Source organism: Phaeobacter sp. 11ANDIMAR09, from assembly GCF_001294455.1.
In the GTDB taxonomy this organism is placed as follows: domain Bacteria; phylum Pseudomonadota; class Alphaproteobacteria; order Rhodobacterales; family Rhodobacteraceae; genus Pseudophaeobacter.
Genome location: NZ_LIKT01000005.1, coordinates 124,056 through 146,261, shown reverse-complemented (window position 1 = coordinate 146,261; position 22,206 = coordinate 124,056). Strand labels below are relative to the sequence as shown.

The following is a 22,206-nucleotide window of genomic DNA, read 5'->3' as shown; positions in this document are numbered from 1 at the left end:
TCAGATATTGGCGCGGCGGTGACGCGCAAAGGTCAGATCGCGCAGAACCACCTGATTCATGTCAGGCGCCTCAAAGATGAGGTCGAGCCAGATACGCTCAATGCGCTTTTCGTTCAGATCGGAATAGGCGAGATCGAATTCGACGGTGACGTTCTTTTCCCCCAGGGGCAATTCCCGCACCAGCTGTTCGGTATTTGGTCCGTGGCGGATGTTGAGACGGGCAAAGATTTCGATCGGCTTTTCGGTCTCGATAATGCTGTCGATGCGCATCAAATGATGACGAGACAACCCAGTGCAGGCATCGGTTGGCAGATCCACCACCAGCGACAGGAAAGAGCCGTCAAAATTGAACACATCCATGCGCAGCCCAAAGGGCGCGAGATCTTCTTCGCGGCTGTTGCGCAGTTGGCGCAGGGTTAGTTCCGAGATGCTGCAATCGTGAAACAGGCTGATTTCTTCGCCAAGTTTGGATTTTGAAGGCACCGAAGAGAGGCCAGGCGTTGGCATCGGGCCGCGCCACAGTTCTGGGCGCCAGGACCAATCGGTGCCATGGGGGCGTGGGAAGAAGGAGGATCCAATTTGCGGCAAAGCCAGCCGCCCCTCGGCGATATGGATCATCCGGTCTAACTGACCGCGCAGCGCCTGAGCCTGGTTCCGCTGTTGGCGCAGCTGTGGCAGCGGCACTTTTGCCGCCTGCGCCGCCACCTGTTTCCAACGCCGCAACGTGCGCCGATGAAACAGCTTGCTGAGAAAACCGCCCATTTTGCGTTCTGCACCTTTGTATTGCCCCCTCGGCTTCTGCCTTGGGTGTCTTGTCTTCAGCAGGTCTGGCTGCCTGGTTGGGCGAGCCTTCGGCCTTCTTTACTCTGTTGTCAATCTAGCTGGGCGATTGCTCTGAAATAAACCGCTAATCCGTTTGCCCAGCGAGAGTTTTTGCGCCGGTGTATCTGAGGAACCTCCCGGATCGGCATTTGACTGTCGGGGCTCTGTGCCAGGACGGGCTTTGGGGCGGAGGCGCGCGGGGGCAGAGCTGGGAACCATTTCAGGCGTCGTTTCCTCCCGCGCCGATAGAACCTCGGGGCCTGGTGCGGCCCTCTGGCTGGCCTTTTGACTGCGGCGCGTCATGTCGGTCAACAGCCGCGCGCCGGCAGGGCCCAGCAGATCGCTGCCTTCGGGGGCATATAGCGCCAGAACAACCAGATGGCCATTGACCACAAAGGCCCCGCGCCACTGTTCGTCGCTGGCGCCTGACCCGCCCATGGCGCTATGGCCAGGCCAATGCAGCCGGACCAGAGGCAGCGGACCCTTGTCGTCATAATAAAGCAGTTTGGCGCCTGCGGCAGTGCGGGCCAGATCCGTTGTCGAAGGCGTCTCAGAGCCCCGCGCCGGGCCGATGGTTGCGGTGATCACCGCAGCGCGGTTGCGGCCAAACAGTTGGGCGCCATTCAACAGGTTGCAACGCGGCAGCAGGGCAAAGCCCCCCTCCGTCTCCTGACGCAGCATGGTGGTGTCGATACAATGCCCCGAAGGGGCAACCAGCGTGACCCTGCCCTGGGCAAAGCTGGCCTGCGTTCGGGTCTTGGCCGGAGCTGTCAGGCGGGGGCTACCCCCGATCTGTTCGCCGCGGGTCGGAAAGGAAAACCCGGTCTCCGACAGGGGTGAGCAGGCGGTAAGCGTACATGCCAAGGCGAGCAGGGCGGCTCTTTTGCCGAGACGCCCGGCGGCCTTTGCGCCCGGCTTCTGGCGATCACGGCATCCATTGGCAGTGGAAACGTTGGCTTGGTCCCGCCTTTGGGGCCGACTCGCAGTGCTGGAATTCATCTCTGTTGGCATTCTGACCAGGCCTGGTCAGCCTCTTTTGCCCCGTAGGCGGGGTCTGTTGGTTTGGGCGCGCAATAAATTCACGACTTTGTGAGGACAACCCTAAAGTAGCGTGACCTAGATCACCTTTGATTTTCTGGATTTGGGGCATAGGGTTGCCAAGTTTTGACATAGTGACCCAATTTCCGCCCTGGGCGGCAAGCCGGTGTCATGCGCAAGACTCTGCCATGCAGCTTTTTTGCAACAAGGACCGGATATGCCGCAGACGCTGTTTTCGTTTATCTGGCGCTACTCAAAGCGCCAGCAGCTGGGCCTATTGGCACTGACCTTGCTCATTTTTCCTTTCCTCTATGCCTCGTTGGAACTGCCCAAGCAGATCATCAACGATGCCATTGGGGCGCCCGAATCTGTAGTACAGGTCTGGGGTCAGGAGATGAGCCAGGTGGCCTATCTGCTGCTGCTGTGTTGCGGGTTTCTGGCTTCGGTGGTCATCGCCGGGGTGCTGAAGATGCGGCTCAATACCGCCAAGGGGGTGACGGCAGAGCGGCTGTTGCGGCGGCTGCGCTACAGCCTGATCCGCCGAATGATCCGCTTTCCTAAACCCTATTTTCGCACCACCAGCCAGGGGGAGCTGGTTTCGATGATCACCTCGGAAAGCGAGCCGATGGGCGGCTTGATGGGGGATGCCCTGGCGCAGCCGGTGTTTCAGGCGGGCCAGATGCTGACCATCGTTGCTTTCTTGTTCATGCAGAGTGTCTGGTTTGGTCTGGTCGCCATCGCGCTAATCCCTTTGCAGGCCTGGCTGATCCCGCTGCTGCAACGCCAGATCAACCTCTTGAACAAGGACCGTATCCAGGAAGTGCGCGCCCTGGCCGCCGAAATTGGCGAGACCGCTGCCGGGATTTCAGATCTGCGGGGCAATGGTGGCTGGCGATTTCGGCTGGCGCAGATCTCGGACCGGCTGGGGCGCCTGTTCGAAATTCGCCGTCGGATCTACAACAAAAAATACTTCATGAAATTCCTCAACAACCTGATCGGCCATTTGACGCCCTTTGTGTTCTATTCCGCAGGCGGGGTCTTGGCGATCCGTGGCGAGATCACCGTGGGGGCTCTGGTCGCTGGGTTGGCGGCGCACAAGGACCTGTCCGCGCCCTGGAAGGAGCTTCTGACCTATTACAATCAGGTGCAGGATATGGGGCTGCGCTGGGTGATCATGACAGAGCGTTTCGCGCCTAAGGACATGATCGACGCGGCCTTGATCGAAGGCACCCCCGAGCGCCTGCCGCACCTGCGGGGCGATGTGATCTTTCGCAACGTCTCTCTGCGCGACGGCGAGGGCAATATGGTGCTGGAAAACCTGTCCCTGACAATCCCCAAGGGCGCACGGGTGGCGGTCAAAAGCAACAGTGACGCGGAACGGGCAGCCTTTGCCCAGCTTCTGACCCGTGAAGTTCTGCCGACGCGGGGGTCGATTACCCTGGCCGGGCATCGGCTGGAGGCGCTGCATCAGGGGGTGCTTGCCGCGCGGATTGGCTATGCGCATTCGCACCCCTATCTGTTTTCGGGCTCCCTGGGCGACAATGTGTTGATGCCCCTGCGCAGCACTCCCAGCCTGCCGCGCCCCTCTGCCGAGACCGAGCGCCAAATGGCCGAGTCGATCCGTGCCGGCAATAGCCCCGACCCGCTGGAGGCCGATTGGGTCAATCCGGAGCTGGCCGGGCTGGGGTCCGAGGATGACATGCGGGATTGGTGGTTTCAGCTGATCGAGGCCATGGGGGTGGACCAGCAGCTGTTCCGCCGAACCCTGCAGGCCCAATTGCCACAGGGCAGCTATCCGTTGTTGGAGCGACAGATCGTGCAACTGCGGCCGCTGATCAGGCAGCGCCTGACGGAGGCTGGCTTGGACGGGGTGGTTCACCATTTTGACCCCGAAGCCTTTAATCCCGCTGTGCCCCTCGCGGGCAATATGCTCTTTGCCGCGCCGACGCGAAACATTGCCCCCGAAGAGCTGCTGGCACCGGGGACGCTGTTTTATCAGGTGATCCGTGATCAGAAGCTGGCCGAGGAGACGCTGGGCATCGGCTTGGGGGTGGCCAAGACCCTGATCCAGACCTTTGGCCGTGAGGATCTGGATCATCCGTTGTTTCAACGTCTGGGCCTGGATGAAGAGCTATATTGGCGCCTGTGCAGCGCCGCCGAAGAATTTACGGCTTTGGAAAACGGGATGGAGGCTGCGGCTCAGGGGCGGTCTGGTTCGACCGAGCCAGGCCAGGGGTTGAGCGAGAGATCGCGGGCGGCCTTGATGACCATTCCGTTTCTGCTGTCGGCCGAGCAAATCGGTCCTGGTTTTCCCAGCCCTTTTAAGGCGCGCATTCTGAAGATCCGCGCCAGTAGCGGCGCAGCGCTGAGGGAGCGGTCAGGGGGGCTGTTTACCGCCTTGCAGCCTAGCGCCTATGTGGCCCGTCTTTCGGTGATGGAGAACCTGCTGTTTGGCAAGGTGTCGCGCCATGCCGGGGACAAGGCGCGTCAGGTCGAAGACCTGGTGAGCGAGATCGTGATTGCCCATGGCCTGCAAAAGCGTCTGGCGTTGATCCTGTATGATCTGCCCACGGGGCTGGGGGGATCGCTGCTGGATCCGGTGTTTCAGGAACGTGCGGCCTTTACCCGTGCGGCGATCAAACGCCCTGATATTCTGATTTTGGACCGGGCCCTGGCCAGCCACGATTCCGACAGCCGGTTGCGCACCCGCGACCGGCTTCGCAGCTTGATGCCGGCAACCACGATGATTTTTTTGGAGGATGAGTTTCGCCACCCGGAACGCTATGATCTCTTTGTTGAAATTCGTGATGGCCAGATCAACGGGCGATTTGACGGGGTTGAACGCCGTCAAACGCCGCGATCCGAGGGTCTGGTTGCCACAGATTTCCAGCAGAAACTGGATGTCATTGGCCAGGCTAGCCTGTTTGCGCAGCTGGATGGGCGCAATCAGCGTCTTCTGGCTTTTTCCGCGCAATGGCATCGGGTCGACCAAGGGGATTTGGTCTTTGCCCACGGTGAAAGCGGCGACGCGGTCTACCTGTGTTTGGAGGGACGGGCTGATTTGCTCTGGCCGGATACGCCCGCCGGAACGGTTCCGGTGGCGGTTATCGAGCCTGGCCGCCTGATCGGCGATCTGGCAGTGATTCTGCGCCAGCCGCGCGAAATGGATCTACGGGCCGCTGAACCCTGCCTGTTCCTGCGCATCGGCGCCGAAGAATACCGCGCGGTGATTGAAAGCGATGCCGGTGTGGCGACGCAGCTGCTGGAAACCGTTTCAGGGCATTTGGTGGCCCTGGCAACCAAGGTTCGACAAGAGGGCTTGCCAGTCATGGGGTTCTCGGGCGAGGTGGAAGCCTCCGCTGAGGAGGCCAGGGGCAGTTCACCTCCGCAACTGCCTGCCGGAGAATGACACCGCGGAACAGTCTCAAGAGGACGCCCCAGATGAGCCAAGACCCCGTTTACCCAGCGCATGAGGCCCTGGTTGCACCTGGCCGATCCAGACCAGAGGTTTGGCGCTTGTTGCTGGGGCTCGGGGTGATTGTCTTGGTCAGCTATGGGCTCAACCTGGTGACCTTTTTGGGGCTCTTGCGCATTACTTCTCTGGAGTGGCTGATTGCGCTGGAACAGGGGCGCACGCCGCTTGCCTTGCTGATTCTGCTGGCGACATTTGGTTTTCTCACCCTTGGGGTGGCGCTGGCCGCGCGTCTGCTACAGAACAGAAGCCTGCTCAGCCTGATTGGCCGACCGGGGCTGATGCTGCAGCAGTTCATTCTGTGTGGCCTGGCGGGACTTGCGGTTTTTGCGACCCTGTTCCTTTTGCCGCCCTATGATTTTGGCGTTCCGCTGGTTGCAAATCTGAGCTGGCCTGTCTGGCTTGGCCTACTGCCGCTGTCACTGCTGGCTGTGCTGGTGCAAGTCAGCGCCGAAGAACTGGTGTTTCGCGGCTACCTGCAGCAGGGTCTGGCGGCGCGATTCCAAAGCCCATTGATCTGGCTTGGGCTGCCGGCGGCCCTGTTTGGCGCGGCTCATTACATGCCACAGGTCGCCGGAGACAATGCCCTGCTGATCTGCCTCTGGGCTATGGGTTTTGGCCTCTTGATGGCAGATCTTACGGCGCGAGCAGGCACGATGGGACCAGCCATAGCAGTGCATTTTGCCAATAACTTCGTGGCCTTACTAATCTTCGGCTCCCCCAGCAGCCTACATGGTTTGGCGCTTTACCTGCTGCCCTATGAGATGTCGGATGTCGCTGCAATGCGCCCCTGGCTGATAGTGGATTGTGCGACCATGCTGGTTCTGTGGCTGGCGGCACGGCTGGCGATACGCCGCTGATTGCAATTCGATGCAAGGCAGCTTATCTGGTGTCCAAACTGGCCGCCGCCAAACGGCTCTGACAGAGGCATGTTATGAACTGGATCACCAACTACGTCCGCCCAACGATCAATTCGCTGTTTTCGCGCCGCGAAGTGCCCGAGAACCTCTGGCAGAAGTGTAGCGAATGCGGCACCATGCTGTTTCACCGCGAGTTGAGCGACAATCAGAATGTCTGCACCAATTGTGGCCATCACATGCATATCACGCCGCGTGACCGGTTTGCGGCGCTGTTTGATGGCGGTGTCTTCACCGAAGTCACTGTGCCCGAGCCCATTGCCGATCCGCTGAAGTTCCGGGACCAGAAAAAATACCCTGACCGCATGAAGGCGGCGCAGAAAAAGACCGACGAAAAAGAAGCCATGCTGGTGGCGGCCGGCGAGATCGGCCGCACTCCAATTGTGGCCGCAGCGCAGGATTTCTCCTTTATGGGCGGCTCCATGGGGATGTATGTCGGCAATGCGATTGTTGCTGCCGCCGAAGAGGCTGTAAAACTGGGCCGCCCGTTGGTGCTGTTCTCGGCAGCTGGTGGCGCCCGCATGCAAGAAGGCATCCTGTCGCTGATGCAGATGCCCCGGACCACCGTGGCGGTGCAGATGCTGAAAGAGGCCAACCTGCCCTATATCGTCGTGCTGACCCATCCCACCACCGGTGGTGTGACGGCCTCTTACGCGATGCTGGGGGATGTGCATATTTCCGAACCCAATGCGCTGATCTGCTTTGCCGGCCCCCGGGTGATCGAACAGACCATCCGCGAAAAGCTCCCCGAAGGTTTCCAGCGCGCCGAATACCTGCTGGATCACGGCATGCTGGATCGAGTGATCCCGCGCACAGAAATGCGCAATGAGCTGATCACCATCATCCGCATGCTGATGGGGCTGTCCCCGCAGGTGGTGGGCGAGCTGCCAGCGCCGGTTGCGGGTGCAGAGGCCGCGAATAAAACTGTGGATGCCGCAGAAACCACTGCCTCCGAGAGCTGAAACTGATAAAGTCTAGCCAAGCGGCCCGCCTGATCAGGGTGGGCCGTTTGTCGTTTGCCCCTTCCTCCTGTTGCGCCAGAGAGAGCCTGCCATGACTGCCCAGACGTCCGACGCCATCCTCGCCCGTATGCTGGCGCTGCACCCCAAGATCATTGATCTGACCCTCGACCGGGTCTGGCACCTGCTGAAACGGCTGGACGACCCACAGGACAAGCTGCCTCCGGTGATCCATATCGCGGGCACCAATGGCAAGGGTTCGACCCAGGCAATGATCCGCGCCGGTCTTGAAGGCTGGGGTAAATCCGTACATGCCTATACCTCGCCCCATCTGGCCCGATTCCACGAGCGTATCCGGCTGGGCGGAGAGCTGATCTCAGAGGCGCATCTCACCGAGATCCTCGATGAATGCTACGCCACCAATGGCGGCGAGAGCATCACCTATTTTGAAATCACCACCGTGGCCGGTCTCTTGGCCTTTGCCCGCACTGCGGCGGATTTCACTCTGTTGGAAGTGGGCCTGGGCGGGCGGCTGGATGCCACCAATGTGATTGCCAAGCCCGAGGTGACGGTGATCACCCCGATCTCCATCGATCATGAGCAATTCCTCGGCGACACCCTGAGTAAGATCGCGACTGAAAAGGCCGGGATCATCAAACGGGGCGTGCCGGTCGTCGTCGGTCCCCAGCCGGAAGAGGCACTGGAGGTCATCGAGGCCACCGCCGCCCGCCTGGGAGCGCCCGTGATTGCCTATGGCCAACACTGGCATGTCAGCCTGGAGCGGGGCCGCTTGGTCTATCAGGATGAGCGCGGATTGCTGGATCTGCCCCTGCCCGCGCTCCTGGGGGCACATCAGGTGCAAAACGCCGGCGCGGCCCTGGCCGTGCTGCGCCATCTTGGCGCAGATGAGGCGGCCTTTGAGGCGGCCATGACCCAGGCGGAATGGCCCGCCCGGATGCAACGGCTGAAGCGGGGCCCACTGGTCGGTCTGGCGGGGCAGGCCGAGCTTTGGTTGGACGGTGGCCACAATGCGGCGGCGGGGCTTGCGTTGGAGGAGGTCCTGGCCGGCCTGCCCAAACGACCTACGCATCTGATCTGCGGTATGCTCAATACCAAGGATGTGACCGGCTATTTGGCGCCTTTGGCTCGACAGGCTGCAAGCCTCACGGCAATCTCGATTCCGGATGAGGTCAACACCCTGCCTGCCGCCGCAACCCAGGCCGCAGCTCAATCTGTTGGGCTTGCAGCAGGAACCGCCGACAACACTGCAGAGGCGCTACAGGATATCGTGAAAAAAGATCCCGACGCGCGTGTGTTGATTTGTGGCTCACTTTACCTTGCTGGCCATATCCTGCGCGAAAACGGCTGATCTGATCTGATCTGATCTGGCAGGCTAGAGCTCCCGCCTGTCTTGAACCATTCTTGCAGAATGATCCTCGCCCCTTGGGCCCGGCGCCGCTGACGCGGCGCGGTCTCGCTTTCATTTGGCCGCAAATATCCTGGGGGTGAGCGCCCTTGGCGCGAGGGGGCAAAGCCCCCTTACTCCGCCTGCCCCCAGTCCTGATCCTGCATCTCTCGCAGGCGGCTGGCGGTGCGTTCAAACTCAAACGCCCCATCGCCCTCGACATAAAGCAACTCAGGCTCTGCGGCCGCCGTACAGATCAGCCGGACCCTTGCTTCATAGAGCGCATCAATCAGAGTAACAAAGCGCTTGGCCTCGTTGAAGTTGTTGCGGCTAAGCCGGGGAATTCCCTCCAGCACCAGGACCTTCACCTCCTCAGCAATCGCCAGGTAATCGCCAGGCCCCAGCATCTTGCCGCAGAGATCAAAAAACGTTGCGCGAGCGACACCATTGCGAAAGGCTGGCAGAACCACTTCGCGCCCCTTCACCTCCAGCGTTAGGGGCTGGGCATCGCCGCCGGACAGATCCTGCCAGATCGATTGCAGCGCCTGCCGCGCCGCCGCATCCGCAGGGCTGAAATAGACTTCGCTGCCTTTCAGGCGGTCCTGACGATAGTCCACCGGGCTGACCATCTCCCAGACCTCCATCTTGTTCTTGATGAGAGCGATAAAGGGCAAAAAGAGCTGCCGGTTCAGCCCGTTTTTATAAAGCTCATCCGGCAGCCGGTTGGAGGTGGTGACAACACAGACATCTGCCTCAAAAAGGGCCTCAAACAAACGGCCAACAATCATCGCATCGGTGATGTCAGAGATCTGCATCTCGTCAAAGGCCAGGACCCGGACGGAAGCCGCCACTTCCTGCGCCACTGGCGCCAAGGCATCCTGCACCCCCTCTTGGCGGGCGGCATGCATCTTGGCGTGGATTTCCTGCATGAAGGCATGGAAATGCACACGCCGAGACGGGATATCACCAAGGCTATCGACAAAGAGATCCATCAACATAGATTTGCCGCGACCAACTCCGCCCCAAAGATACAGACCCTTTGGTGCCGGGGCTGGGCTGGCGCGGCGAAACAGCCCGCGTTTCACCGGCTCGGCCCGCAGCCCTTCGGAGATACGGTCAAACTGCGGCAGGACCGCCTCTTGTGCAGGGTCGGGGCGCAGATCGCCATTGGCAATCTTTTGGGCATAAAGCGTGCTGAGATCGGTCATGGGCTAGGCTTACCGCGAAGGCCTGGCGATGGGAAGTCCGAGTGTTTAGAGTGGTTTTATCGGAGTTGAAACAATTTTGGGCTGTTGATACCGCTTTAGGGATCAGTAGGCGCATCGCAAGTCAGATTGGGCTTCGCCCAACGCGAGTTTCTCAATAGGAAGATTTTTGATGGCCAAAATTCCAAAATTGAAGAGCGAATTGCGAAGAAAGCTCGAAATTCTTTCTGAAAGCAGCGGAACCAAAGAAGATACCCTGCGGTTTCTTGTGGAAGAGATCCTACCGGAAGTGGCCGAATTGGAGCTCTCCGTGTCGGAGGCGAAGGCAGAGACACAGAAAGCTCAAGAGATATATGTGCGAATCTCCGAAGGAGTTGAGAAGAGGGAGTTTCTACAGGGCGAGATCAAAGTCGCCCAAGGGAATTTGGAAGAGACACTCCTGCAACATCAAAAGAGTCTGGTACAGTCAAAATCCGAAATTCTAGAGGAATTTGACAAAGGGCTAGATGCCGCACAAGCAGCGTTTTTTGAAAAACAAGCCATAACCAAACCAGTTGAGCTTTGGACGCAAAAACAATCCGAGCATACAGTCTCTAAATGGATAAATTTTGCCCTGTTCATGTTTGGAGTTCTTTTGACAACTGCCTTGGTTGCAGCGCTGGTCTATTTCCTTGCTACTGAAATTGTTCTTGTTGAGCAGTTGCTCGCTCCTTTTGGATGCGATCCAGAAAATCAGGTAAATTGCGACGGCATTAGCCTTAGAGGGGCTCTTATTGCCACCGGTACTTTGACCATTCTGACGCTATTGTTGTGGTTTGCGCGTCTGCAAATGAAGCTGTTCCTAGCAGAGAGACACTTGGCGCTTGATGCACGTGAAAGAAAAGCCTTCGCCGAGTCTTATCTCGGGCTCGTGCGCGAGGGGGATGTTTCTGAAGAAGCCAGAGAACAACGGGCTTTGGTGTATGCGGCATTGTTTCGCCCTTCCAGTGACGGAACTGTACGTGAAGAAGGAGGCCTGGATCCTTCTGTCGCGGCGGCTTTGTCAAAATTCCTCATGCGAGGCTAGATGCCCTCTCACATCAATTTTCCTTAACTGAGCAAGCAGTATCTTTGATTTGACGCTTGGCTGGATTTCTCTAGCTTTGCCGGGCTGAACTGGAGAAGCCTCATGCCACGTACTCATACGCCCCTTTTTACGCCGGTCTTGATTGTCGGCTGCGTCATCATCATGGCTAGCTTTGCGGTGCGGGCCTCCTTTGGGGTGTTTCAGATCCCCATCGCCGAGGAATTTGGCTGGCTGCGGGCCGAGTTTTCGCTGGCCATCGCCATCCAGAATCTGGCCTGGGGGATTGGCCAGCCGATCTTTGGCGCGCTGGCGGAAAAGCTAGGCGACCGCAAGGCGATCATCCTTGGTGCCATCACCTATGCCGCCGGCCTGGTGCTCAGCGCTGGGGCAACCACGCCATTTGAGATGCAGGCCTATGAGTGGCTGGTGGGCTTTGGCATTGCCGGTACCGGCTTTGGCGTGGTGCTCGCGGTCGTGGGGCGGGCCAGTTCCGATGCGAACCGCTCAATGTCTTTGGCAATCGTGACCGCCGCTGGATCTGCGGGCCAGATCATTGGCGCGCCAACGGCGGAGTTCCTGCTGTCAATGATGTCCTGGCAAACGGTCTTCATGGTCTTTGCCGGTGTGGTACTGGCCTTGGTCCTGACATTACCCCTGATGCGTGCCCCACAGGCGGCCAGCAAAGCTGAGCTTGAGGCCAGCATCGGCACGGTCCTGAAACAGGCCTTTAAGGATCCGTCTTTTACGCTGATCTTCCTCGGCTTCTTTTCTTGTGGCTATCAGCTGGCCTTTATCACTGCGCATTTCCCCGCCTTTGTCACCGAGATGTGTGGGCCGATCCTGCCGGGCGGGGCGCTGCACAGCATCGGGATCACTACCACCTCGGCGCTGGGGGCGGTGTCGATTGCCCTGATTGGTGCCGCCAATGTGGGCGGCACGCTCTTTGCCGGGTGGTTGGGCAATCGCTACAGCAAGAAATACTTGCTGGCAGGGATCTACACGGCGCGCACGGTGGTGGCGGCGGTGTTTATCCTGCTGCCGATCACCCCGATGAGCGTGATTATCTTCTCGGTGGTCATGGGCTCGCTTTGGCTGGCTACGGTGCCGCTCACCTCTGGCCTGATCGCGCATCTTTACGGGCTGCGCTACATGGGCACGCTCTATGGGATTGTCTTCTTCAGCCACCAGCTGGGCGGATTCCTGGGCGTCTGGCTTGGTGGTCGGATGTATGATGTCTACGGCGACTACACCTTTGTTTGGTGGATCGGCGTCGCGGTCGGGGCCTTTAGCGCCGTGGTGCATCTGCCGGTGCGCGAGAAAGCCGCACAAGCCGTGGTCGCCTGATTGCAGGCAATGCTTTGGGGTCGCCTGAGACAAGGCGACCCGACCAAGAACGGCACAGCCGCGCGATGCCGTCAGGTTATTGCGCGGCTTTCCATTTTTCCAGGATATGGTGGCTGGTCATCAGATCCAGATGCGCTCCGCCACCGTTTTTGAACAGGGTGATCGCCTCAGGGTCAAAGGCCGGGAACTGGTCGATGCTGTAGAAATCCGCCAGCACATCGCTGCGCTGGATCACGCCCTCGGCCAGCGGAATTTTGAACTCGCCGATATGGTCCAGCGTGGTGTCAAAGCTGTTGCAAAAGATCTGCGCGCGGGTGAGGGCCGTGTCGTCGGTCTCTCGCATGTCTGGGCGATAGGCGCCGATCATGTTCAGATGCTGGCCGGGACGCAGCCAGTCGCCCTTGATCACCGGGGTTGAGGACATGGTCGAAGTGACGACGATATCCGCTGCTTTGACCGCTGCTTCCAGATCGGCGGCCACAGCGGTTCCCGGATAGCGCGCCACCAGGTCTTCGGCCTTGGATTGGGTGCGATTGCAGATACGAATCTGCGCCTGCGGGTAGGCGGTGCCAAAGGCCTCAACCAGTGATCCGGCAACGGTGCCTGCCCCCACGATCAAGATCTCGCGGCTGTCCGGATTGGCGAGACGCAGCGCGCCCAGAAGACTGTCGCCGGCGGTCTTCCATTTAGTCACCAGGTGGAAATCCACCAGGGCTTCCAGCGTGCCATCCAGATCCGAATACAGACAAACCGAGCCATTGATCATCGGCTTGCCTGCATCGGGGTTGCGCGGGAAGATATTGGCGGTTTTGACCGCCAGCCCCATGCCATCTATCCAGGCCGAGCGGCTGAGCAGCGTATCCGGGTCGCGGTACAGGAAAGTATCGCCGATCTCTGCTTTGGGAAGGTCATGGCCGCGGACCAGGGCTTGGGTGAAGTCGATCCAGTCCAGCAGGGCTTCGCCGGCGTCAAAGGTGATCATAGGAATGCTCATTGGGCGTCCTGTTCTGAGAGTAGTCCGGCCTCGATCAGGCGCGCGGCCCAGTCCTCGGGGGTGGTGAAAAGATGCCCCTGCCAACCGCGCGCCGTGGCGGCGTCGATGTTTTCCGGGCGGTCATCAACAAAGAGAAGGCGGTCCACTGGCAGACCCGCGCCCTGTTCCAGACGCGCGTAGATTTCGGGCTCAGGTTTGATGCAGCCCAGATGCCCTGAGATATAGGCCTGGTCAAATTCGCTCAGGAAGGGATAGGCCTCAACCGCCAGTTCAAAGGTTCCGATGCCAAAATTGCTGAGGGCCAGCACTGGCACACCCTTCTGGCGCAGGGCGCGCAGCAGGCGGACGGACTGGGGAATATCCCTATGGGCAAACTCCAGCCAGCTGTCGTGCCAATGGCGGATTTCTTCGGCCCATTCGGGGTGTTGCGCTGCCAGGTCATAGACCGCAGAGCGGAAGGGATCGCCACGATCCAATCCTAGGTTCATGTCGTGCAGGGGCACCTCGGCAAACAGGCGTTGGCGGGCGGCAACCCCGAGTCGGGCGTCATAGAACCGCTCGGGGTCCCATTCAATCAGCACATTGCCAATATCAAAAACGACGGCTTCGATGGTCATTGTCCTGGCTCTTTCTATCCTGTGGACCGCGGACGGGGGCGGCTGGTGGGGCGGTTGTTGCGGGTTTCGCGCCAGAGGGAAACAAGACCAGCGCCAATGATCAAGCCACTTCCGAGCCAAACCGCCAGATCGGGCCATTCCTGAAACACCAAAATACCCCAGAGCACGGCCATGGGCATGGCGATGTATTCAAAAGGCGCCACCAGCCCGGCTTCGCATTGGCGATAGGCAAAGCTGATCAGGTAGCCACCAATAGAGGCGGTAAGCCCCAGTGCGACAAAGGCCCACCAATCGCCAGATGCAGGCCAGATCCAGGCCCGCAGGATGAAATCTAACGCGGCGCTGTCGCCACTGGCAAAGCGACCATCCCCGGTGCTGAGCCCGACAACGGCGCTGACGATCATAAAGGCCAAAGAGGGATAGAAGGTCAGCGCTGCGGGGCTGTCGGCACCACCGGCGCGGCGTGTGAGCACATGCAGCGTGGCATAGCCACAGGCGCCAAAAAACGGCAGCAGCGCCGCCGCCTGAAAGGTGCCGGGGCCAGGACGCATGATGATCAACACGCCGAGAAACCCTACGGCCACCGCGCTCCAGCGCCAGATGCCGGGACGCTCCCCCAGCAGCACCACGGAGAGCAGAGTGACGATTAAAGGGGTAGCAAAGGCAATCGCCACCGCATCGGCCATGGGCATGGTCGCCAGACCCGTGTAAAAACAGATATTGGCAAAGAGCACCGCGCCGCAGCGGATCAGGTGCAGTTTTGGTTGACGCGTGCGCAAGACGTGGAAACCGCCCTCCAGCGGTACCATGATCAGCAAAAGGATCGGCATCGCCACTAAGGAGCGCAGCAACACCACTTGGTAGAGCGGGTAGTCTCCGGACAGGAATTTGACCAAGACATCAATGATCGAGAAACAGATGGCCGACCCGGCAGCGGCCATGAGCCCCAGAAGGCTGACTTTTACTGTGTCGTTCATTTCAGCCTCCGTTGCCCTATAGGATGATGCATTGCGTAAAAATACATCCGTAGCAATGGGGCGCGCCAAAATCGGAGGGAAAAGATGGCACGGGCTGGCCAAAGACCTAGGGAGTGATCCTCTGCAGAGGTGATGTGCGGGAGAATACTGCCCGCCCGACAGCCCCATTAAGTTAACGCCCACTGATCTCGCCGCAGTGAAGGCCTGGAGGAGGCGGACGCGAAGCCCGGCGCGGTTATCCGGCGGATTTAGCCGCTCGGATTTCCCGTTCCAATGCGTCCAGAAACCGGGAACGGTCGGCCTTGGTAAACCCTTTTCCAGAACCGCCCGCGCCGAGCGGGTTGGCGGCGCGAAGGTCGGCCATCAGATCGCGCATCGCCAGTTGCTGGCCGATATTGGCCTGGGTAAAGCGCTCGCCATTGTGGCGCAGCACCTGGGCACCGGCCTCGATACATTTTGCGGCCAGCGGGATGTCTCCGGTGACCACTACGTCCCCAGGGCCACAGCGGTCTGCGATCCACATGTCGGCTACATCGGCCCCCTGATCGACGATCACGTTTTCCACCAGCGGATTGCGCGAGGGGCGCAAACCGCCATTAGAGACCACATACATTTTTAGTTTGTGGCGGGTGGCCACCCGCTCGGCCTCTTCTTTGACCGGGCAGGCATCCGCATCGATGTAGAGCGCGCTCACTTAGCCGCCTTTTTATCGGTACTCGGGGCAGTTTTTGCCTTGGGTTTTGCCGCTGGTTTTGTAGGTTTCTTCACCTTGAACTCTTCCGGGATGGGCATTCGGTTAAAGGCGTCGAGACCTGCGATTTTGTAGGCTTCGGCTAGGGTCGGGTAGTTGAAGGTGTTCTGGACAAAGTAGTCCACCGTGCCCTGCAGGTTCATCACCGCCTGGCCAATATGGATCAGCTCTGTGGCGCCTTCACCGACGATCTGCACCCCCAACAGGCGGCGGGTTTTGAGGCTGATCAGCATTTTCAGCATGCCGTGTTCCAGCCCCATGATATGCCCGCGTGAGGTCTCGCGGAAGCGGGCGACACCGATTTCGTAGTGGATACCGCGCTCTTGCAGCTCTTCCTCGGACATGCCGCAGGTGGACATCTCGGGCACCGAATAGATGCCATAGGGATACCAGGGGCTTTCCGGCAGGGTGGGCGTTTCCAGCGCGTGACAGGCGGCAACCCGGCCCTGCTGCAACGAGGTGGAGGCCAGCGAGGGGTGGCCGATGACATCGCCAGTAGCATAGATATGCGGCACTGCGGTCTGATAGGTCTTGCGCTCAACGCTGAGACGCCCGCGATGATCGGTTTCTAGCCCAACGGATTTGAGGTTCAGCCCATCGGTATTGCCCATGCGTCCGGCGGCAAAGAGCAGCATCTCGCTGCGCACGTGACGACCATTGTCCAGCGTGACCTCAATATGGTCGCCTTCGTCTTCGATGCTCTCAATCGCAGAGCCAAGACGAAGATCAACGCCGTTTTCGCGGATCTGATGGGTGAAGTCCTGAATAAGGGTGCTGTCGATAAAATCCAAGAAGGTATCGCGGGGTTCAATCAGGGTGACCCGCACATCCAGGGTCGAGAACATGGTGGCATACTCCACACCGATAACACCGGCGCCAACCACAATCAGGGAGCGGGGGATCGAGGACATCTCCAGGAACTCATCCCCGTCGACAACGGTTTTTCCGTTGAAGGGCACATCATCTGGTCGGTAGGTGCGAGTGCCGGTGGCGATGAGGAACTTTTCGCCGGTGATCCGGGTGGTGTCTCCGGCCTCTGTGGCGACCTCAACCTCATTGGGGCCAATGAATTTGGCGAGGCCTGCCAGCCATTCCACGTGGTTGCGGTTGAATTGGTGCTCCAGCACGTCGACCTCATGATCCAAGGTCATATGCAGGCGAGCCTTCAGGTCCTCGGCGGCGATCTGATCCTTCACCCGGTAGGAGCGGCCATAAAAGCTGCGTTCGCGCCAACCAGAGAGGTTGAGCACCGTTTCCCGCAGGGTTTTGGACGGAACGGTTCCGGTATGCACCGAAACCCCACCCAGCCGATCGGCCCGGTCAATGACCAGCACCCGGCGTTTCAGCTTACCGGCCTGGATCGCAGCGGTCCGCCCCGAAGGACCGGAGCCGATGATCACCAGATCATAGTCGTAGTCGAAATCAGTCATGGAGGGGGTTGCGGATGTGGTCATGGTTTAATCCCGGTACAGGGCTTCGGCGTGGAAGGTGACGTGATCTTCCATGAAGCTGGAAACAAAGAAATAGCTATGGTCATAGCCTGGTTGCAGGCGCAAAATTGCCTCTTGGCGCTTTTCGGCAACGGCGGCGGCAAGGGCTTCGGGGCGCAGCAGGTCAATGAACTGATCTGTCGTGCCGGTATCAATCAGAACTGGACCATCAAATCCGGTTTCGCGCATCATCAACGAGGCATCATGCTTGACCCAGGCAGCTTCATCCTCGCCCAGATAGGCAGAGAGCTGCTTGCGGCCCCAGTCGGCACCGGTAGGATTGCAGATCGGCGCAAAGGCAGAGACCGATTTGAACCGACCGGGCAGGTTCATTGCCAGGGTCAGCGCGCCATGGCCCCCCATGGAATGGCCGGTGATAGCCTGACGGTCGAGATCAATGGCGAAGTTTTCGGCCAGCAGGGCGGGCAGTTCTTCGGCGATATAGTCCCACATTTGATAGTGCGCGGCCCAGGGCTCCTGGGTGGCATTGACGTAGAACCCGGCGCCCTGGCCTAGGTCGTAGGCCTCATCGTCCGCAACCCCTTCGCCGCGCGGGCTGGTGTCTGGAAAGACGATGGCGATGCCCTGCTCGGCACACCATGCCTGGGCTCCGGCCTTGGTCATGGCGTTTTCATGGGTGCAGGTCAGGCCCGAGAGATACCACAGAATCGGAACTGGGCCGTCTTTGGCCTCCTCGGGCAGGAAGAGACCAAAGGTCATATCGCAGTTGGTTGCGGTGCTCTTATGACGATAGACACCCTGCAGTCCGCCAAAGGCTTTGTTTTCCGATACGGTTTCCATGGTGAGGCTCCTATAAATGGTTGCCTTATCGCTACCTGTCGGCGGCGCGCAGGTCCAGTGGTGGCTGCGGCAGCTCTCCCTGTTTTTGCGGCAATCGTGTTACAATAGTCTGAAGAGCTTGACCCACGGCAAGCTCAGAGCGCGGAAACCCAGGCGATCACCATCGGAACAGTCAAAATGGAGACTATGGTGGAGATCAAAATGGCCGCCGAGGCCCGGTGCGGTGCCACGCCGTAATGCTGTGCCAGCATATAGACATTGCCGGCCACCGGCAGTGATGCGGCGGCAATGGCGACCATGGCCGAAAAGCTGGTGACAGGCAGCAGATAGAGAACGCAGAAGGCAACGCAAAGCGGATGTAGTACCAGCTTGGCAAAGCTGAGCCAGACGGCGATCTGCATGCGCTCAGCCGATTTGGACGCCAGCGAGGCGCCAATGGCAAAAAGCGCGCCAGGGGTGGCGGCGCCGCCCAGGATCGACAGGAAATCATTCATCGGCACCGGGATCGGCACTTCGGCGGCGGACCAGGCAAGGCCTGCACAGATGGCCAGGATCATCGGGTTGCGCAACAGGCCCAAAAACACCAGCCGCAGCGTGCCCAGGCCCGAACCGGTGCCGCGGCCGAGGTTGATCAGGATCACGATCAGCGAGGAAAAAACCACCAGATCAACACTTAGAACCACCATCATTGGCGCGATGGAGGCCTCGCCAAAGAGCATGGCCATCATCGGCAGGCCAAGGAAGCCGACATTGCCGATGGCAGCGCATTGCGCCTCGACGGCGGCTGTGGGCATGTCCAGGCGGCGCAGCAGCGCCACCAGCGTGACCAAGAGATAAACAGCCATCGTCCCGCACAGATAGGCGAGGACCAGGTCAGGATCAAAGATCTCCGCAAAGGACAGATTGGCTGCAAAGCGGAAGATCATCGCCGAGAGGGGGAAGAAGAAGACGAATTTGGTCAGATAGGCGGTGGCTTCTTCGCTGAAAAAGCGGCTTCGACCAGCCCAGTATCCCAGGCCGATGATTGCAAAAAAGGGCAGCGTTCTAAAGAAAATATCAGCCATCGCCAAAGTGGTAGCGGCTGCGGGTGAAAAGGCAAGATGGAAAGATTAGAGGTGGTGGCAAAGTGGGTCGTGGTGGTCAAAAAAGGGGGGCTCCCGCCCGTCGTTTGGCATCACAGATGCCCGCCTCCCGTTGGGGGCAGCGCCGCGCTGACGCGCGGCGCGGGCTCTATTGCTCTGGCTCGCCTCACTTGGGACCGGCAAAGGGGGACTATGTTGGCAGTGTATAAACCTGTCTCGTATGACAGACCTGCCTGTTCTACGGGCAACTTCTCAAGAGGCGTTGCCGCGCCGCGTGTCAGCGCGGCGCCACCCCCAACGGCCCTGGCCTTCGTTCGAAGGCCGCAAGGGTGGGCGGGAGTGCTCCCTTTCTGTTGTGGCCTCCGCCAGGTGCAGCAGAGAAGGCAAAGAGAAAGCTGTTGCCTCTGCGCGCTCTCGGCTAGACTGACCGTTCCAGCCCGCCAAAGCCGTGAGGTCAGCCATGAACGAACACGCCAGCATTCTGCGCACCGGTCGCAAGTTCGATCAGGTCCTGCAAGGCGCGCGTGAGGTGTTTTTGGCAGATGGGTTCGAAGGCGCCAGCGTCGACGACATTGCACGTGCGGCCGGGGTCTCCAAGGCGACGCTTTACAGCTATTTCCCGGATAAACGTCTGTTGTTCATGGAGGTCGCGCGCAGCGAATGCGCCCGCCAGGCAGATGCGCCGATGGAGCTGGCGACCTGTTCCAGCTCCCCGCGTCAGATCCTGAGCGCGGCGGCGGGCCATATCCTGTCAGCCAGCCTGTCTGATTTTGGTATGCGGATGTTTCGCATCTGCGTGGCCGAAGCTGATAGGTTCCCTGATTTGGGACGGCAATTCTATGAAAGCGGCCCAATGTTGATTCGCGGCAAGATTCGCGACTATCTGCGCAGCGCGGATGCCAAGGGAGAATTGCAGATCGCGGATTTTGACCTTGCAGCGGATCAGTTCGCCGAACTCTGCCGCGCCGATCTGGTGCCGCGGTTTCTGTTCAACATTGACGCCAGTTTTTCTGAAGAAGAGCGCAGCCGGATTGTTGAGGGCGCGGTTGAGACATTCCTGGCGCGGTATGAAGCTGCGCCACCCAAATAGAGATCCAGGTTAATGCGTAATCGCCCGATTGGGCGTTGTCCGGTAGCTCTGGTGGCAACTGTGGCAGGTCTCGACCAGGGGGGGCAGGCTGCGGCGCAGCCCTTTCATCGAGCGGGCACTGATCTGTTTGGCAGCCTGGCGCGCCTTTGAGGCCCGGAATTCGAAATCCTGCCAGCGGGTCCAGATCTCGGGCCGCGCGTGGGAGTTCACCTCCATGCGCTGTCTGGCAAAGACCTTGGGGATCCTGCGGGTGTTTTCCATCAATACCCGGCGCGCCGCCCGCGCGGTCTTTGGCTCAAAGACCCGGCGTCCGGCCACCATATCACTTAAGGTAAGAAGCGCGTCTTTCTGGGCGCGCATCAAGGTCAGGCGGGCTTGGATATGTTTATCGGTAATGACAGCGCTGCCCGCCGTCAATTCCGCGCCCAGGACGCCGAAGCTGAGACAGAATATGCAGACAGCACCTTGGCGGGACAGGACTATCCGCCAACTATGTTTGAACACTGTGCGCTCGATCAGCTGTAAAATGGATCCTATCCCAAACAAAACGGTATCTCCTCTCCCAAGAGGGCTGTAGCCTTGGCGCGGGCCGGCCATAGCGGCGGGGTGTATGGCATCGTGAAGCGGAACGGATCTGGGAACATTTTGCGATGCCCCTTCTGCCAATGCGGCTGTGCTCCTGTTGAACCCGGATCTTCGGCCCTGACAGGTAGAGCGGTTTTTGCATGGCCCATTGCCGCCTCCTATCTTTTGATTTCTACGGCCTGGGGCCGAACTCATCTTGTGTAGGGCGCAGGTCGGTTTAAGCGGCCTGCAGTCCCGTGCGAGGGCAGTGTCCAACACTCAGGTTATTTCTGCGTTAAACTGCGCTGGGCTGGCGTGGTTTGGGTCGCTTTCGCTGATCCGGCAGGTCAGGGCCTGTTAGTTCGTTCCGCAGCGAAGGGATTTTTATGGGCAAGCCCGCGGCAGGGGATTAGCCTTGGGGCATGACAACACCACGTTTTGATATCATTGGCCAGGCCCTGAGCGATGCCAGCCGCACCCGAATGCTTTGTGAGCTGATGGAGGGGCGCTCCTTTACCAACAAGGAGCTGGCCTCGGCTGCAGGGATCACGGCGCAGACCGCCAGCGCGCATCTACGGATGTTGCAAAATGCCGGACTGGTGCTCGCTGAGAAACGCGGGCGCTGTGTTTTTCATCGCCTCGCCAATGGCGAAGTGGCGCAGGTGTTGGAGCAACTGGCGGCCATTGCCCCCAGTTCGCATCTGCATCTGGCCCAGCGACGCAAGGCGGGGGATATCGCCCAATTGCGCAGCTGCTACGACCATCTGGCCGGTCCAGTGGCCGTGGCCATGACCGGAGAGTTTCTGGCGCGTGGTATGCTGGTCGAGGAAAACGGCGGTTTTCGCATCTGCGGCCATGAGGTCTGGCACCGGCTGGGGGTGCAGGTGCCGCAAAAAAACCTGACCGGCGATGCGCGTCAGCCTTTTGCTCGCCCCTGCATGGACTGGACCGAGCGGCGCCTGCATGTCTCCGGGCCGCTGGGCAAACAGATCCTGACCTATTTCTTTGACCAAGGTTGGGTGACGCGCAGCAGGCACAAGCGCGGGCTGGAGATCACTGGGCTGGGGCAGCGGGCGCTGGAGCAAATTCTGGGACTGCGGTGTGAGGCCTTGATCAATGCCTGATAGCCTGACCACTCTCCGCTCCGACCGGTTTACCATCGAAGCGGGCACCAGGTTGCTGATCCAGGTGCCCCAGCAGGCCGCTGCGGGCCTGTTGCAGGCGATCCTGTCTCGGGAGACTTTGCGCTGGGGCGATTATGATCAGGTGGCCTATATCACCCGTCCCGGGGTTCAGCAGTTTCGCTCGCTTCCTGGCGGACGCAATCTGGCGACGGATCAGGCTGTCGAGGTGACCTGTGTCGAGCTGCAGATCTTTGTGCCCAAGCAGGGGCAGGACTTGGAGCCGCTGTTGCGGACCATCTATCATGCTCACCCCTATGAAGAGCCAGTGATCCAGCTGATTGCGGCGGCGCGCAGCCTGCATCGGCGTGGTCAGGACGAGGACAACCCGAACCGGTTCTGGAACCAGGAGGCCGCCGACTGGGTGCCTCAGGCGCATCGTTGAACTCTGGTGCGCCTGAAATGGCTTGATTCTTGCCGCCGTTGCAGCG

The 22,206-nt window shown here is 59.8% G+C and carries 20 protein-coding genes; 9 read left to right on the top strand and 11 right to left on the bottom strand.

Going from position 1 to position 22,206, the window contains the following annotated elements; translation table 11 throughout:
* Both AN476_RS06210 and AN476_RS06205 read right to left on the bottom strand, forming a co-directional pair.
* Nucleotides 1–762: a DUF6478 family protein gene (locus tag AN476_RS06210; RefSeq protein WP_054460115.1), complete on the bottom strand. Its 762-nt coding sequence runs from the start codon at nt 760–762 to the stop codon at nt 1–3.
* Between the two features lie 99 nt (nt 763–861).
* Nucleotides 862–1,686, bottom strand: coding sequence for a hypothetical protein (locus tag AN476_RS06205; protein ID WP_157063688.1), 825 nt, complete (start codon nt 1,684–1,686; stop codon nt 862–864).
* A 391-nt stretch (nt 1,687–2,077) separates the two neighbouring features.
* Between AN476_RS06205 and AN476_RS06200 the strand changes: the two genes are divergently transcribed.
* The 4 genes from AN476_RS06200 (at nt 2,078) to AN476_RS06185 (ending at nt 8,577) form a co-directional block, all read left to right on the top strand.
* On the top strand, nt 2,078–5,269 hold the full coding sequence (locus AN476_RS06200; RefSeq protein ID WP_083464254.1) for an ABC transporter transmembrane domain-containing protein: 3,192 nt from the start codon (nt 2,078–2,080) through the stop codon (nt 5,267–5,269).
* 32 nt (nt 5,270–5,301) lie between these two features.
* On the top strand, nt 5,302–6,192 hold the full coding sequence (locus AN476_RS06195; RefSeq protein WP_054460113.1) for a CPBP family intramembrane glutamic endopeptidase: 891 nt from the start codon (nt 5,302–5,304) through the stop codon (nt 6,190–6,192).
* 74 nt (nt 6,193–6,266) lie between these two features.
* Complete coding sequence (accD, locus tag AN476_RS06190; RefSeq protein ID WP_054460112.1) at nt 6,267–7,211, top strand: acetyl-CoA carboxylase, carboxyltransferase subunit beta; 945 nt, start codon at nt 6,267–6,269, stop codon at nt 7,209–7,211.
* 91 nt (nt 7,212–7,302) lie between these two features.
* Complete coding sequence (locus AN476_RS06185; RefSeq protein ID WP_054460111.1) at nt 7,303–8,577, top strand: folylpolyglutamate synthase/dihydrofolate synthase family protein; 1,275 nt, start codon at nt 7,303–7,305, stop codon at nt 8,575–8,577.
* A 170-nt stretch (nt 8,578–8,747) separates the two neighbouring features.
* Here the strand turns inward: AN476_RS06185 and zapE are convergent, their stop codons facing one another.
* Nucleotides 8,748–9,821, bottom strand: coding sequence for a cell division protein ZapE (gene zapE / locus AN476_RS06180; RefSeq protein WP_054460110.1), 1,074 nt, complete (start codon nt 9,819–9,821; stop codon nt 8,748–8,750).
* Nucleotides 9,822–9,990: 169 nt separating this feature from the next.
* Here zapE and AN476_RS06175 point away from each other — a divergent pair, with 169 nt between their 5' ends.
* Nucleotides 9,991–10,884: a DUF6161 domain-containing protein gene (locus AN476_RS06175; protein WP_054460109.1), complete on the top strand. Its 894-nt coding sequence runs from the start codon at nt 9,991–9,993 to the stop codon at nt 10,882–10,884.
* A gap of 102 nt (nt 10,885–10,986) precedes the next feature.
* Nucleotides 10,987–12,228 (top strand): MFS transporter, encoded by a 1,242-nt coding sequence (locus AN476_RS06170; RefSeq protein WP_054460108.1) that lies wholly within the window; start codon nt 10,987–10,989, stop codon nt 12,226–12,228.
* Nucleotides 12,229–12,304: 76 nt separating this feature from the next.
* Here the strand turns inward: AN476_RS06170 and AN476_RS06165 are convergent, their stop codons facing one another.
* The 7 genes from AN476_RS06165 to AN476_RS06135 all read right to left on the bottom strand — a co-directional run bounded on the left by AN476_RS06165 (nt 12,305) and on the right by AN476_RS06135 (nt 18,922).
* A complete protein-coding gene (locus AN476_RS06165; RefSeq protein ID WP_054460107.1) occupies nt 12,305–13,222 on the bottom strand; it encodes an ornithine cyclodeaminase family protein in 918 nt (305 codons plus the stop codon).
* Nucleotides 13,219–13,839, bottom strand: coding sequence for an HAD family phosphatase (locus AN476_RS06160; protein ID WP_054460106.1), 621 nt, complete (start codon nt 13,837–13,839; stop codon nt 13,219–13,221). Before AN476_RS06160 ends, AN476_RS06165 begins: the two co-directional genes overlap by 4 nt.
* 14 nt (nt 13,840–13,853) lie before the next feature.
* A complete protein-coding gene (locus tag AN476_RS06155; protein ID WP_054460105.1) occupies nt 13,854–14,816 on the bottom strand; it encodes a DMT family transporter in 963 nt (320 codons plus the stop codon).
* 235 nt (nt 14,817–15,051) lie between these two features.
* Entirely contained in the window at nt 15,052–15,510 is a 459-nt protein-coding gene (locus AN476_RS06150; protein ID WP_054460104.1) for a YaiI/YqxD family protein, read from the bottom strand.
* The gene (gene sthA, locus AN476_RS06145) at nt 15,507–17,021 is read right to left on the bottom strand and encodes a Si-specific NAD(P)(+) transhydrogenase (RefSeq protein WP_371257307.1); all 1,515 of its coding nucleotides are present in this window, start codon (nt 17,019–17,021) and stop codon (nt 15,507–15,509) included. Before sthA ends, AN476_RS06150 begins: the two co-directional genes overlap by 4 nt.
* Nucleotides 17,022–17,024: 3 nt before the next feature.
* Complete coding sequence (gene fghA, locus AN476_RS06140; protein ID WP_054460102.1) at nt 17,025–17,858, bottom strand: S-formylglutathione hydrolase; 834 nt, start codon at nt 17,856–17,858, stop codon at nt 17,025–17,027.
* 134 nt (nt 17,859–17,992) lie between these two features.
* Nucleotides 17,993–18,922, bottom strand: coding sequence for an AEC family transporter (locus AN476_RS06135; protein ID WP_054460101.1), 930 nt, complete (start codon nt 18,920–18,922; stop codon nt 17,993–17,995).
* Between the two features lie 478 nt (nt 18,923–19,400).
* Between AN476_RS06135 and AN476_RS06130 the strand changes: the two genes are divergently transcribed.
* A complete protein-coding gene (locus AN476_RS06130; RefSeq protein WP_054460100.1) occupies nt 19,401–20,030 on the top strand; it encodes a TetR/AcrR family transcriptional regulator in 630 nt (209 codons plus the stop codon).
* 9 nt (nt 20,031–20,039) lie between these two features.
* On the opposite strand, the gene AN476_RS06125 is transcribed toward AN476_RS06130, so the two are convergent.
* Nucleotides 20,040–20,576, bottom strand: coding sequence for a cytochrome c (locus AN476_RS06125; protein ID WP_054460099.1), 537 nt, complete (start codon nt 20,574–20,576; stop codon nt 20,040–20,042).
* A gap of 440 nt (nt 20,577–21,016) precedes the next feature.
* On the opposite strand from AN476_RS06125, the gene AN476_RS06120 reads away from it, so the two are divergent.
* Together AN476_RS06120 and AN476_RS06115 are read left to right on the top strand one after the other, a co-directional pair.
* Nucleotides 21,017–21,718 carry a helix-turn-helix transcriptional regulator gene (locus AN476_RS06120; RefSeq protein WP_054460098.1) on the top strand — a complete coding sequence of 234 codons (702 nt, stop codon included), beginning with the start codon at nt 21,017–21,019 and terminating at the stop codon, nt 21,716–21,718.
* On the top strand, nt 21,711–22,160 hold the full coding sequence (locus AN476_RS06115; protein ID WP_054460097.1) for a hypothetical protein: 450 nt from the start codon (nt 21,711–21,713) through the stop codon (nt 22,158–22,160). The genes AN476_RS06120 and AN476_RS06115 overlap by 8 nt, the downstream gene beginning before the upstream one ends.
* Nucleotides 22,161–22,206 lie beyond the last annotated feature (46 nt).

Excerpts from the sequence above, each read along its gene's own strand:
- AN476_RS06210 (WP_054460115.1), bottom strand. The coding sequence starts at position 762 with ATGGGCGGTTTTCTCAGCAAGCTGTTTCATCGGCGCACGTTGCGGCGT.
- AN476_RS06200 (WP_083464254.1), top strand. The coding sequence starts at position 2,078 with ATGCCGCAGACGCTGTTTTCGTTTATCTGGCGCTACTCAAAGCGCCAG.
- AN476_RS06195 (WP_054460113.1), top strand. The coding sequence starts at position 5,302 with ATGAGCCAAGACCCCGTTTACCCAGCGCATGAGGCCCTGGTTGCACCT.
- accD (WP_054460112.1), top strand. The coding sequence starts at position 6,267 with ATGAACTGGATCACCAACTACGTCCGCCCAACGATCAATTCGCTGTTT.
- AN476_RS06185 (WP_054460111.1), top strand. The coding sequence starts at position 7,303 with ATGACTGCCCAGACGTCCGACGCCATCCTCGCCCGTATGCTGGCGCTG.
- zapE (WP_054460110.1), bottom strand. The coding sequence starts at position 9,821 with ATGACCGATCTCAGCACGCTTTATGCCCAAAAGATTGCCAATGGCGAT.
- AN476_RS06175 (WP_054460109.1), top strand. The coding sequence starts at position 9,991 with ATGGCCAAAATTCCAAAATTGAAGAGCGAATTGCGAAGAAAGCTCGAA.
- AN476_RS06170 (WP_054460108.1), top strand. The coding sequence starts at position 10,987 with ATGCCACGTACTCATACGCCCCTTTTTACGCCGGTCTTGATTGTCGGC.
- AN476_RS06165 (WP_054460107.1), bottom strand. The coding sequence starts at position 13,222 with ATGAGCATTCCTATGATCACCTTTGACGCCGGCGAAGCCCTGCTGGAC.
- AN476_RS06160 (WP_054460106.1), bottom strand. The coding sequence starts at position 13,839 with ATGACCATCGAAGCCGTCGTTTTTGATATTGGCAATGTGCTGATTGAA.
- AN476_RS06155 (WP_054460105.1), bottom strand. The coding sequence starts at position 14,816 with ATGAACGACACAGTAAAAGTCAGCCTTCTGGGGCTCATGGCCGCTGCC.
- sthA (WP_371257307.1), bottom strand. The coding sequence starts at position 17,021 with ATGACCACATCCGCAACCCCCTCCATGACTGATTTCGACTACGACTAT.
- fghA (WP_054460102.1), bottom strand. The coding sequence starts at position 17,858 with ATGGAAACCGTATCGGAAAACAAAGCCTTTGGCGGACTGCAGGGTGTC.
- AN476_RS06135 (WP_054460101.1), bottom strand. The coding sequence starts at position 18,922 with ATGGCTGATATTTTCTTTAGAACGCTGCCCTTTTTTGCAATCATCGGC.
- AN476_RS06130 (WP_054460100.1), top strand. The coding sequence starts at position 19,401 with ATGAACGAACACGCCAGCATTCTGCGCACCGGTCGCAAGTTCGATCAG.
- AN476_RS06120 (WP_054460098.1), top strand. The coding sequence starts at position 21,017 with ATGACAACACCACGTTTTGATATCATTGGCCAGGCCCTGAGCGATGCC.
- AN476_RS06115 (WP_054460097.1), top strand. The coding sequence starts at position 21,711 with ATGCCTGATAGCCTGACCACTCTCCGCTCCGACCGGTTTACCATCGAA.